At 36.0% G+C, this 12009-nt stretch carries 10 protein-coding genes and 1 tRNA gene; 8 read left to right on the plus strand and 3 right to left on the minus strand.

Annotation, left to right across the window (positions count from 1 at the left end):
- Positions 1–44 precede the first annotated feature (44 nt).
- Together HMPREF0833_RS07220 and rlmH are read right to left on the minus strand one after the other, a co-directional pair.
- Positions 45–118, minus strand: a tRNA-Arg gene (locus tag HMPREF0833_RS07220).
- A gap of 42 nt (positions 119–160) precedes the next feature.
- Positions 161–640, minus strand: coding sequence for a 23S rRNA (pseudouridine(1915)-N(3))-methyltransferase RlmH (gene rlmH, locus HMPREF0833_RS07225; RefSeq protein ID WP_003009233.1), 480 nt, complete (start codon positions 638–640; stop codon positions 161–163).
- A gap of 204 nt (positions 641–844) precedes the next feature.
- Between rlmH and HMPREF0833_RS07230 the strand changes: the two genes are divergently transcribed.
- The 5 genes from HMPREF0833_RS07230 to HMPREF0833_RS07250 all read left to right on the plus strand — a co-directional run bounded on the left by HMPREF0833_RS07230 (position 845) and on the right by HMPREF0833_RS07250 (position 5983).
- Positions 845–2026: a S1C family serine protease gene (locus HMPREF0833_RS07230; RefSeq protein WP_013904367.1), complete on the plus strand. Its 1182-nt coding sequence runs from the start codon at positions 845–847 to the stop codon at positions 2024–2026.
- Between the two features lie 71 nt (positions 2027–2097).
- Entirely contained in the window at positions 2098–2859 is a 762-nt protein-coding gene (locus HMPREF0833_RS07235) for a ParB/RepB/Spo0J family partition protein (RefSeq protein ID WP_013904368.1), read from the plus strand.
- 266 nt (positions 2860–3125) lie between these two features.
- Positions 3126–4484: a chromosomal replication initiator protein DnaA gene (gene dnaA, locus HMPREF0833_RS07240; protein ID WP_003018430.1), complete on the plus strand. Its 1359-nt coding sequence runs from the start codon at positions 3126–3128 to the stop codon at positions 4482–4484.
- 158 nt (positions 4485–4642) lie between these two features.
- Positions 4643–5779, plus strand: a complete 1137-nt coding sequence (gene dnaN / locus HMPREF0833_RS07245) for a DNA polymerase III subunit beta (RefSeq protein WP_013904369.1) — start codon at positions 4643–4645, stop codon at positions 5777–5779.
- 12 nt (positions 5780–5791) lie between these two features.
- Positions 5792–5983 (plus strand): DUF951 domain-containing protein, encoded by a 192-nt coding sequence (locus tag HMPREF0833_RS07250; RefSeq protein ID WP_003018426.1) that lies wholly within the window; start codon positions 5792–5794, stop codon positions 5981–5983.
- 35 nt (positions 5984–6018) lie between these two features.
- Here the strand turns inward: HMPREF0833_RS07250 and HMPREF0833_RS07255 are convergent, their stop codons facing one another.
- Positions 6019–6516 carry a DUF1307 domain-containing protein gene (locus tag HMPREF0833_RS07255; RefSeq protein ID WP_003018398.1) on the minus strand — a complete coding sequence of 166 codons (498 nt, stop codon included), beginning with the start codon at positions 6514–6516 and terminating at the stop codon, positions 6019–6021.
- A gap of 177 nt (positions 6517–6693) precedes the next feature.
- Here HMPREF0833_RS07255 and ychF point away from each other — a divergent pair, with 177 nt between their 5' ends.
- The 3 genes from ychF to mfd all read left to right on the plus strand — a co-directional run bounded on the left by ychF (position 6694) and on the right by mfd (position 11955).
- Positions 6694–7809 carry a redox-regulated ATPase YchF gene (ychF, locus tag HMPREF0833_RS07260; RefSeq protein ID WP_003009244.1) on the plus strand — a complete coding sequence of 372 codons (1116 nt, stop codon included), beginning with the start codon at positions 6694–6696 and terminating at the stop codon, positions 7807–7809.
- 68 nt (positions 7810–7877) lie between these two features.
- Positions 7878–8447, plus strand: a complete 570-nt coding sequence (gene pth / locus HMPREF0833_RS07265) for an aminoacyl-tRNA hydrolase (protein ID WP_003009246.1) — start codon at positions 7878–7880, stop codon at positions 8445–8447.
- Positions 8448–8451: 4 nt separating this feature from the next.
- The gene (mfd, locus tag HMPREF0833_RS07270) at positions 8452–11955 is read left to right on the plus strand and encodes a transcription-repair coupling factor (protein ID WP_013904371.1); all 3504 of its coding nucleotides are present in this window, start codon (positions 8452–8454) and stop codon (positions 11953–11955) included.
- Positions 11956–12009: the final 54 nt, after the last annotated feature.

Below are 12009 nucleotides of genomic sequence, written 5' to 3' on the forward strand. Positions count from 1 at the left end.
TTTGTAAAAAAAAAAAAACGTAAGTACAAACCACGTTTTTTATTTGATCCCAGCAGGATTCGAACCTGCGACCGTTCGCTTAGAAGGCGAATGCTCTATCCAGCTGAGCTATGAGACCGAACTTACTTCATTTTAGCAGAAAAAGGAAGGAGCGTCAAGGTTATTTATGGTAAGGACTCCCCTGTTGAATCATGAAAGCACGATAGATTTGTTCCACCAACACTAATTTCATCAACTGATGAGGAAGAGTTAATTGACCAAAGCTCATTAATAGATTTCCTCTTTTTTTCACTTCAGGAGACAGACCAAGACTGCCTCCAATAACAAAAGTAAGGTTTGAATAACCAGATGTCATAATCTGGTCAATCGTTTGACTAAATTTCTCTGAAGGAAATTGTTTTCCTTCGATGGCCAATACAATCACATATTCCTTATCTGAAATTTTAGAGAGAATTCGTTCCCCCTCTTTTTCAAGAATTTGTTGATTTTCGAGTTGACTAGCACGATCTGGAGTTTTTTCATCAACTAACTCAACCTGTTCTACTTTTGCAAATCGACCAAGCCTTTTAATATACTCCGCGATCCCATCTTTTAAGTATTTTTCTTTTAATTTTCCAACGGTTATCAATTTTATTTTCATTCCCCTATTGTAGCATAATTCTTCAATTCCACAAATAATCCACAGCTATAGAAAGGAAATCTATTCTATAAAGTCCTTTTTAAAGCCATTTCTCAACTAATTTCTACAAGTTATCCACAAATTGTGGATAACTTTAGTTATTTAAGATATAATTAAGAAAGTTTGTCTATACTTTAGACAATTTGATAGCCTTAGGAGGAAAATATGAAATCTTCATCTAATTTACTGAAAAAAGTTGGGAACATAGCCCTCATTTTTGTTGTAGGTTTTCTAGGTGGGATTCTTGGAACCTTTTTAACCTTAAAAACATCTCATTCTTCTACTTCAAATACTGAAAGTAAGCAAGTCCACTCAACCACTGTTAAAACAGCTTATAAAAACACAACCTCAACTAGTGAGGCCGTCGATAAGGTGAAAAATGCTGTAGTTTCTGTGATTACTTATTCTGATTCTTCGAATCAAGGAGTGTTTGAAAAAGAAGAAAACCCTGACTCACAAATTTCTAGTGAAGGTTCTGGGGTCATTTATAAAAAAGAAGGAAAATATGCCTACCTTGTTACCAATACCCATGTGATCAATGGTGCTAAAAAAGTAGATATTCTTTTAGCAGATGGTAATAAAGTCTCTGGAGAAGTAGTTGGGTCAGATGTCTATTCTGATATTGCAGTAGTTCGAATTAGTGCGGATAAAGCAAAGGCAGTAGCTGAATTCGGAGATTCAAACCAATTAACGGTCGGTGAGACTGCAATTGCAATTGGCAGCCCTCTTGGAACAGATTATGCTAATTCTGTTACCCAAGGGATTATTTCCAGCCAAGGTCGCAATGTGAAATTGAAAGCCGATAATGGACAAAATATCTCTACACGCGCTCTACAAACAGACGCAGCCATCAACCCAGGAAACTCTGGAGGTCCATTAATCAATATTCAAGGACAAGTCATCGGGATTACCTCAAGTAAAATTTCAAATAACGGACAAACTTCAGTAGAAGGAATGGGATTTGCAATTCCTGCAAATGATGTTGTCAATATTATCAAGCAACTAGAAGAAAAAGGAAAAGTAGTTCGACCAGCTCTTGGAATCCAAATGATGGATTTATCCAACCTTTCAACTTCTGATTTAAGCCAATTAAAACTACCTGAAAAAATCTCTGGAGGAGTACTGGTTCGTTCAACACTTGAAAATATGCCTGCTTCAGATAAATTGCAACGCTACGATGTGATCACAAAGATCGACGATACAGATATCGAGTCAACTGCAGATTTACAATCTGCCCTCTATTCTCACCAAATCAATGATACGATCAAGGTCACATTCTATCGTGATGGAAAACAACAAACAACTTCTATCAAGTTAACAAAATCAACTGAGGATCTTAGTGAGTAATTCTTATCCTCTTGACATACTTGTAAACACACCTTTACGAATTTGTAAAGGTGTGTTATTCTATTCATAAGATGGAAAAATTAGAAAAGATAGCGGTAAAGGACATTCGAACTAATCCTTTCCAACCAAGAAAAGTATTTGATCAAGAAAAATTAGAAGAACTGGCTCAGTCAATAAAAGAAAATGGCTTAATTCAACCCATTATTGTCAGAAAATCTCCAATAATTGGTTTTGAATTGCTTGCAGGTGAAAGACGTTTTAGAGCTTCAAAAATTGCTGGATTAGAGCTTGTTCCTGCGATTATTAAAGAGTTAACGGATCAAGAAATGATGCGACAAGCCATTATCGAAAATCTTCAACGAGAAGATCTCAATCCAATCGAAGAAGCTATATCCTACCAGAAACTAGTTGATCATGGCTATAAGCACGACCAAATCGCTCAATTTATGGGAAAATCTAGACCCTATATCAGCAATATGCTTCGCTTGTTACATCTAGCTCCCTCTGTTCAAGAAGCAGTCATTCAAAATGATATTTCTTCGGCTCACGCTCGTGTTCTTGTTCCTCTTGATGAAAAAGAGCAATGCTTTTGGTTGGAGCGAATCAAACAGGATCATTTAAATGTTCGAACATTAGAAAACAAGATCAGTTCAAAAAGAAAACAGAAAAATAAAAGAGTAAAAGAAAACTTCCTACTAGAAGAGGAACAACGATTGAAAAAAATATTAGGAACAGATGTGACGATACACTCCTCTTCTCAAAATAAAGGAACTATCCAAATTTCTTTTTCAAGTCTTGATGAATACCAACGAATTATCAACAGCCTCAAATAAGGCTGTTATTTTTATTTTTGTATCGACAAGCTTTTCCACCATAAAAATCTTTTACAAATAGTAGAAGAACAGGGATATTCTCTAGTTATCCCCACTTTGTGGATAACTTTTAAAAACAATGTGAATTCAAATCCACAACTTGTGGAAAAGTTTTAAAATATAATTTACTTCCTAAAAATTTAGCCTGTGGAAAACTATTTTCGTTTGTGGTAGAATAGGAGTAAGTACGATTTGATACAATTCCAGAAAAGGAGGGGAGTCTTATAGTGTCACAAGAAGAGCAATTTTGGACTCGTTTTTTAGAATTAGCCCAATTACAACTAAAAGATAGTGCGTATGACTTTTTTGTCGCCGATTCAAAATTAGTTAAAATCGATGGAGAGACAGCTACCATTTATCTTGATGGTAATTATAAAGAATTATTTTGGGAAACAAATCTAAAAAACGCTTTGATCACAGCCAGTTTTGAAGTCTACAATACAGATTTAAAATTCCAGTTTATTTTTGAAGATCTCGAAGAACTTCCTAACAGTCATAGCAGTGAGAATAGGAGACTATCTTCAGGTAGCTTGACAACCGAACCGTTGCCTAAAATTGATACAGGTCTGAAATCGAAGTATACCTTTGATAATTTTGTGCAAGGAGATGGAAATATTTGGGCTAAAGCAGCAGCGCTTGCAGTTTCTGAAAATCTTGCAACAACTTACAACCCTCTCTTTATCTATGGTGGACCAGGGCTTGGAAAGACTCACTTACTGAATGCAATTGGAAATCAAATCCTAGAAAATATTCCCAATGCACGGGTCAAGTATGTCCCAGCAGAAACCTTTATTAATGAATTTTTAGAGCACCTTCGATTAGGAGAAATGAAGACTTTCAAGAATACCTATCGAAGTCTTGATCTTTTATTAATCGATGATATCCAGTCACTTGGTGGGAAAAAAGTAACCACTCAAGAGGAATTCTTTAATACTTTTAATGCCCTCCATAGCGACAACAAACAGATTGTTCTAACAAGCGATCGAAGTCCAGATCATTTAGATAGTCTCGAAGAGCGGTTGGTTACTCGTTTCAAATGGGGATTAACGCAAAATATAACACCACCTGATTTTGAAACTCGAATTGCCATCTTACGGAATAAAATTGAAGATCTAGACTATATTTTTCCTAATGACACACTTGAATATCTAGCTGGTCAGTTTGATTCAAATGTCCGAGACTTAGAGGGTGCCTTAAATGATATTTCCTTAATGGCAAAGGTGAAAAAACTAAAAGAAATTACGATCGATGTTGCAGCTGAAGCTATTCGAGCTCGTAAAAACGACAGTAGCCAGATGCTTGTCATCCCCATTGAAAAAATTCAAGAAGCTGTAGGGGCTTTCTATGGAGTCAGTGTAAAAGAAATCAAAGGTTCTCGAAGAGTTCAGAATATTGTCCTAGCACGACAAGTAGCCATGTATCTTTCAAGAGAGATGACGGACAACTCACTTCCTCGAATCGGAAAAGAATTTGGAGGAAAAGACCACACAACTGTGATTCATGCCTATGAAAAAATTAAAAGTATGGTAGACACGGATGATAATCTACGACTTGAAATCCAAAGTATCAAGAAAAAATTAAATTAATCTGTGGATAACTTTCTCTAAACCTCTAGGGGTTATTCACATTTTTTAACAAGTAACTATTCAATTCGTATATAGGGTTCCGAGAGTTTTCCACAATTTTCACACAACCTACTATTACTATTAACTTACTAATAATAAAATAATAAAAAGGAAAGACCATGATAAATTTCTCTATTAATAAAACTTTATTTTTACAAGCACTAAATACTACAAAAAGAGCTATCAGTTCAAAAAATGCTATTCCAATCCTCTCCACGATTAAAATTGATGTAACTCCAGAAGGAGTAGCCTTATCTGGATCGAATGGCCAAATTTCGATTGAAAACTTTATTTCTATCAAAGATGAAAATGCTGGTTTATTGGTGACTTCTCCAGGTTCTATTTTATTGGAAGCAACTTTCTTTATTAATGTGGTTTCAAGTTTACCAGATGTTACTTTAGATTTTAAAGAGATTGAACAAAAACAGGTTCTTTTAACAAGTGGAAAATCAGAAATTACACTTAAAGGAAAAGATGCAGATCAATATCCACGTATTCAAGAAATTGTTGCAAGTAATCCATTAGTTTTGGAAACAAAATTATTAAAACAATTAATTAATGAAACGGCATTTGCAGCAAGTGTACAAGAAAGTCGTCCAATTTTGACAGGTGTTCACTTTGTTTTATCAGATAATAAAGATTTAAAAACAGTGGCAACTGATTCTCACCGTATGAGTCAAAAAGTGATTACACTGGAGAAAAATGGAGACAACTTTGATGTTGTCATCCCAAGTCGTTCTCTTCGTGAATTCACCTCTGTCTTTTCTGATGATATTGAAACAGTTGAAGTTTTCTTTGCTAACAATCAAATTCTCTTTAGAAGTGAACACATTAGTTTCTATACCCGTTTGCTAGAAGGAAATTACCCTGACACAGACCGTCTGATTCCAACAGAGTTCAATACAGAGGCAACCTTCAATGTGGCTAACCTTCGATTTGCAATGGAGCGTGCTCGTCTTCTTTCAAATGCGACTCAAAACGGAACGGTTAAATTAGAATTCAAAAATGGGGTGGTTTCTTCCCATGTTCATTCACCAGAAGTTGGACGAGTAAATGAAGAGATCGATACTAGCGCCGTTTCAGGAGAGGATTTGTCCATTAGCTTTAATCCAACTTATTTGATTGAGGCGCTCAAAGCTATTGACAGTGAACAAGTTGTTATTCGCTTTATTTCTTCTGTTAGACCGTTTACATTGGTTCCAGAAGGAAATGAACAAGGGTTCATTCAATTAATTACGCCAGTTCGCACAAATTAACAAAGGTGAATCATGTATACGTTAGGTGATTTTGTAGAAATGAAAAAGCCACACGCTTGTGTGATAAAAGAAACAGGCAAGAAGGCAAATCGTTGGGAAATTACGCGACTTGGTGCAGACATAAAAATTAAGTGTAGCAATTGTGATCATGTGGTCATGATGAGTCGCCATGATTTTGAACAGAAAATGAAGAGAGTATTATGAAAGGTTCGGTCACTTATGTGACCGAACCTTTTCGATTATTTTAATTCTTCAAATTTTCCATTTTTAACTTCTTTGAAACCACTTTGTTTCATCAGATCTACAGTTGATTTGTAGCTGATATAGTCGACTTTTTTATCTTGTTGTGTTGTTACTAATTTCTTTTCAATTAGTTGATCTAAGTCTGCCTTTTCATAATTTAGTGTTGTTTTTTCAACCATATAATCGTCTTTGTATTCAGCAGAATGTGTGAATCCTTTGACATCCTTGTATTCTTCATCATATTTATCGATCATTTCCTTTAATTGATCTTTCGTAACTCCCGCTTCTTTGTAATAAATAGTAGTGGTGGTTTGGTTACTGATCGCTTTATCTCCTTTATGTTCTATTGTAATACGAACATCTGTTTTCTTTTCTTGGCTGATTCCCTGAAGATAGGATTTTTGAACAGATTGTTGTCCACAAGCTCCAAGAAGAAAGAGAGTAAAGATAGCAATTAAAGAAAGAAAAATAGATTTCCATGTTTGTTTTTTCATCTGAAAAACTCCTTTGTTCATTGTTAAATAGAGTATACCATATTTATCTTTTTAGAACGTTACAGTTTGATGAAAAATCTAGTTTCAAAGGTCATGAAATATTTCATTTTTCATCACTTGTCTTTTGAATTATGTTATAATGAAAGAGATTGAAATTTGAACGGAGAAAAAAGAAAAATGGCATTAACAGCAGGTATCGTTGGCTTACCAAATGTTGGTAAATCAACCCTATTTAACGCAATTACAAAAGCAGGAGCAGAGGCCGCAAACTATCCCTTTGCAACTATTGATCCTAATGTCGGGATGGTAGAAGTTCCAGATGAACGACTTCAAAAATTAACTGAAATGATTACTCCTAAGAAGACGGTTCCTACAACATTTGAATTTACAGATATTGCGGGGATCGTTAAAGGGGCTTCTAAAGGAGAAGGACTTGGTAATAAATTCTTGGCTAACATCCGTGAAGTAGATGCCATTGTCCATGTGGTACGTGCTTTTGATGATGAAAATGTCATGCGGGAGCAAGGTCGTGAAGATGCCTTTGTCGATCCACTGGCAGATATTGATACCATCAATTTAGAATTAATTTTAGCCGACTTAGAGTCTGTCAATAAACGCTATGCGCGTGTAGAAAAAATTGCTCGCACACAAAAAGATAAGGATTCTGTTGCGGAATTTAATGTTCTACAAAAAATCAAACCAGTTCTTGAAGATGGAAAATCAGCTCGGACCATTGAATTCACGGAGGAAGAACAAAAAGTGGTGAAAGGACTTTTCCTTTTGACTACCAAACCAGTTCTTTATGTAGCAAATGTGGATGAAGATGTTGTTGCAGATCCAGACTCTATTGACTATGTGAAGCAAATTCGTGACTTTGCGGCAACAGAGAATGCGGAAGTAGTGGTGATTTCTGCGCGTGCTGAGGAAGAAATTTCTGAGCTAGATGATGCAGATAAACAAGAATTTTTAGAGGCGATTGGCCTAACAGAGTCTGGAGTTGATAAACTTACGCGTGCAGCTTATCACTTGTTGGGACTTGGCACTTATTTCACAGCTGGTGAAAAAGAAGTGCGTGCTTGGACCTTCAAACGTGGCATGAAAGCTCCTCAAGCAGCTGGAATCATCCACTCTGATTTTGAAAAAGGATTTATTCGTGCCGTGACCATGTCCTATGATGATTTGGTCAAATACGGTTCTGAAAAGGCTGTTAAAGAAGCAGGACGCTTGCGCGAAGAAGGAAAAGAATATGTTGTCCAAGATGGGGACATCATGGAATTCCGTTTTAATGTATAAGATAGCTAAAAAAATGTAAAGGTTGGAAAAAATATTTCCAACCCTTTTAGTGTTTTGAAAGGAAAGAGATGACGAAATTAATTGTTGGATTGGGAAATCCAGGTGATAAGTATTTTGAAACGAAACACAATGTAGGCTTTATGTTAGTTGATCAAATGGCAAAGTCTTTAAATCTTACTTTCTCCCATGATAAGATTTTTCAAGCTGATATCGCCTCAACATTTTTGAATGGAGAAAAGGTCTATTTTGTAAAGCCAACCACTTTTATGAATGAGAGTGGAAAAGCAGTTCATGCCCTTCTGACTTATTATGGTCTGGATATTGAAGATCTTTTGGTTATTTACGATGATTTAGATATGGAAGTTGGCAAGATTCGTCTTCGAGCTAAAGGATCAGCTGGAGGTCATAACGGAATTAAATCGATTATTAATCATATTGGAACTCAGACTTTTTATCGAATTAAGATTGGAATTGGAAGACCTAAGCAAGGCATGTCAGTGGTTCATCATGTCTTAGGAAAATTTGATAAAGACGATTACATCACTATTCTACAAACAATCGATCGAGTAGAAGAAGCGGTTAACGATTACTTGGTAGAAGAAAATTTTGAAAGAAGCATGCAGAAATACAACGGGTAAGTAGATGAATGTAATTGATTTAGTGAGTCAAAACTCCAACCTTCTATCCTGGCAACAAGGTTTGCAAAAAAATAATAGGGAATTGATCTTAGGATTGTCTGCGACCACAAAGGCTATTGTAATGGCTTCAGCATTTGATTCTATTGAAAAAGCAGTCCTCATCACTTCCAGTTATAACGAAGCAGAACGATTGGCCAGTGATTTTATTGCCTTACTTGGAGAAGAGAAAGTCCATACATTTTTGGGAGATGATAACCCTTTAGCAGAATTTGTTTTTGCTTCACAAGAAAGGCAATTTGCACGATTAGAGGCTTTGAACTTTTTATGTCAAGAAGATCGTCAAGGCATCCTTGTGACCAATGTGAGTGGTATAAAACTACTATTACCTTCTCCTAAAGTTTTTGCATCTAGCATTTTTCAATTGAAGGTTGGTCAAGAAATAGACTTAACTACTCTGAGTGACACATTACAAAAGATTGGCTATCAAAAGGTGAGCCAAGTTTTGCAACAGGGAGAGTTTAGTCTACGAGGAGATATTTTAGATATCTTTGAGATTGAACAACTCAAACCCTATCGGATTGAATTTTTCGGAGATGAGATTGATGGAATCCGAATCTTTGACCCAGAAAGTCAGCGTTCTGTTGAAAATGTTGAAGAAGTTCAACTGAAGGCAGTGAGTGATCTATTGTTGCAAGAGGAAGATTTTATCCGTGGTCAGCAACAAATCGAACAATTGCAAGAACAGAGCGCGAATGAAGAATTTAAATCTTATCTAGCAGAAATTCTAGGAGATATTTCTCAAAGGAAACTCCATCCGGATCTTAGAAAATTTATTAGTTTCTTTTACAAGAAACAATATACCCTATTTGATTATCTCCCTAAACATACTCCAGTCTTTCTGGATGATTATCAAAAAATAGCAGATCAAATAGCAAGATTTGAACTAGATACAGCTAATCTTTTGACGGAAGATTTACATAAAAATAGAGCTTCTTCTCGCCAAGTGTATTTTGCAGATACCAGTACAACATTACGAAAATATACGCCTGCAACTTATTTTTCAAACTTTCAAAAAGGATTGGGAAATCTGAAGTTTGATCATTTGTATCAATTCAATCAATATCCAATGCAGGAGTTTTTTGGACAATTTGATTTACTAAAAGAGGAAATTGAACGGTATCGAAAATCAAACTATACTGTTATTGTCCAAGCAACTTCTCATCACAATCTTCAACAGCTCCATAAAAATTTAGAAGAGTATGGGATTCGATTAGATTATATTGATGGGGATACGATCATTCCTCAAGCTAGTCAATTAGTCGTTGGAGGATTAGCTCACGGTTTTCAATTTGTTGATGAAAAAATTGTCTACATTACAGAATCAGAGATTTATCAGAAAAAGATCAAACGAAAGATTCGCAGGCAAAATATTTCCAATGCAGAACGCCTAAAAAATTATAATGAATTGGAAAAAGGGGACTATGTTGTTCACCAAGTTCATGGTATTGGTCAATATTTGGGAATTGAAACGATTGAAATTTCGGGTGTCCATCGTGATTATGTTTCAATTCAATATCAAAATGGAGATCGCATCTCGATTCCTGTCGATCAGATTCAGATGTTGTCCAAATACGTTGCAAGTGATGGAAAAGCGCCAAAAATTAACAAGTTAAATGATGGGCGTTTCCAAAAAACGAAGCAAAAGGTTCAGACCCAGGTGGAGGACATTGCAGATGATTTGATAAAACTTTATGCTGAGCGTAGTCAATTAGAAGGATTTGCCTATTCCAAAGATGATGAAAATCAAGAGGCTTTTGAACAAGATTTTCCATATATTGAAACAGATGATCAATTACGTTCCATTGAAGAAATCAAAAAAGATATGGAATCGAATCGTCCGATGGACCGATTGCTGGTTGGAGACGTCGGTTTTGGGAAAACAGAGGTCGCTATGCGAGCAGCCTTTAAGGCAGTAAATGATCATAAACAAGTAGCAGTGCTGGTTCCTACCACTGTGCTTGCCCAACAACATTATGCCAATTTTAAGGAACGTTTTGAATCTTTTGCAGTAGAGGTTGCTGTTTTAAGTCGTTTCCAGAGTAAGGCAGAGCAGAAAGAAACGCTTGAAAAGTTGAAAAAAGGACGAGTGGATATTATTATTGGAACTCACCGACTCTTGTCCAAAGATGTTGTTTTTTCAGACTTAGGCTTAATCGTGATTGATGAAGAACAACGTTTTGGAGTGAAGCACAAAGAAACCTTGAAAGAATTGAAAAAAAAGGTGGATGTGCTTACCTTGACAGCTACCCCTATTCCTCGAACTCTTCATATGTCTATGCTAGGAATTCGAGATTTGTCTGTCATCGAAACACCTCCGACCAATCGGTATCCTGTGCAAACTTTTGTATTAGAGACCAATCCAACCATTATTCGAGACGCTGTGTTGCGGGAGATGGATCGTGGAGGACAGGCCTATTATCTTTACAATAAGGTAGATACAATTGAACAAAAGGTGTCTGAATTAAAAGAGTTGATTCCAGAGGCTTCGATTGGCTTTGTTCATGGCCAGATGAGTGAAGTTCGCTTGGAAAATACCCTATTGGATTTCATTAATGGCGAATACGATGTCTTAGTGACGACAACCATTATTGAGACAGGTGTGGATATTCCAAATGCCAATACACTCTTTATTGAAAATGCGGATCATATGGGACTTTCAACTCTTTATCAACTAAGAGGTCGTGTGGGACGAAGCAATCGAATTGCTTATGCTTATTTGATGTATCGTCCAGACAAATCTCTTACAGAAGTGTCTGAAAAACGTTTAGAAGCTATTAAGGGTTTTACTGAGTTGGGGTCTGGATTTAAAATTGCTATGCGAGATCTATCGATCCGTGGAGCAGGGAATATCCTTGGAGCTTCTCAATCTGGTTTCATCGATTCAGTTGGTTTTGAAATGTATTCCCAATTGTTAGAAGAAGCTATTGCTAAAAAACAAGGCCAAGAGCATCGCAGGCAAAAGAGTAATGCAGAGTTGAACCTTCAAATAGATGCGTATTTACCTAATGAATATATTTCAGATCAACGTCAAAAAATTGAAATTTACAAACAAATTCGTGAAATGAATTCTGCGACTGACTATGAATACTTGCAAGATGAATTGATCGATCGTTTTGGAGAATACCCAGATGTTGTCGCCTACCTACTTGAAATTGGTTTAGTGAAAGCATATTTGGATCAAGTCTTTGTCCGTCTTATTGAGAGAAAACAACAAAAAGTGACAGTGAAATTTGAACCTATTGCAAAACAACTGTTTTTAACACAGGATTATTTCAAAGCTCTGTCAATGACGCAGTTGAAGGCACAGATTGCAGAAGAAAAGGGATTGATTGAAGTGATCTTCGATATTCGAAAGAAGAAAGATTTTGAAATTTTAGAAGCTCTGAAGCAATTTGGTCAAACCTTATTGGAAATTAAACAGGAAAAAGAAGAGGACTACAGTTCTTAGCTCATTTTTCGCATTTTATGTATAAAAAATGATACAATACTATGTTAGAGGTGA

It is taken from the genome of Streptococcus parasanguinis ATCC 15912, from assembly GCF_000164675.2.
GTDB classification, from domain to species: domain Bacteria; phylum Bacillota; class Bacilli; order Lactobacillales; family Streptococcaceae; genus Streptococcus; species Streptococcus parasanguinis.

Excerpts from the sequence above, each read along its gene's own strand:
- rlmH (WP_003009233.1), bottom strand. The coding sequence starts at position 640 with ATGAAAATAAAATTGATAACCGTTGGAAAATTAAAAGAAAAATACTTA.
- HMPREF0833_RS07230 (WP_013904367.1), top strand. The coding sequence starts at position 845 with ATGAAATCTTCATCTAATTTACTGAAAAAAGTTGGGAACATAGCCCTC.
- HMPREF0833_RS07235 (WP_013904368.1), top strand. The coding sequence starts at position 2,098 with ATGGAAAAATTAGAAAAGATAGCGGTAAAGGACATTCGAACTAATCCT.
- dnaN (WP_013904369.1), top strand. The coding sequence starts at position 4,643 with ATGATAAATTTCTCTATTAATAAAACTTTATTTTTACAAGCACTAAAT.
- HMPREF0833_RS07250 (WP_003018426.1), top strand. The coding sequence starts at position 5,792 with ATGTATACGTTAGGTGATTTTGTAGAAATGAAAAAGCCACACGCTTGT.
- HMPREF0833_RS07255 (WP_003018398.1), bottom strand. The coding sequence starts at position 6,516 with ATGAAAAAACAAACATGGAAATCTATTTTTCTTTCTTTAATTGCTATC.
- ychF (WP_003009244.1), top strand. The coding sequence starts at position 6,694 with ATGGCATTAACAGCAGGTATCGTTGGCTTACCAAATGTTGGTAAATCA.
- pth (WP_003009246.1), top strand. The coding sequence starts at position 7,878 with ATGACGAAATTAATTGTTGGATTGGGAAATCCAGGTGATAAGTATTTT.
- mfd (WP_013904371.1), top strand. The coding sequence starts at position 8,452 with ATGAATGTAATTGATTTAGTGAGTCAAAACTCCAACCTTCTATCCTGG.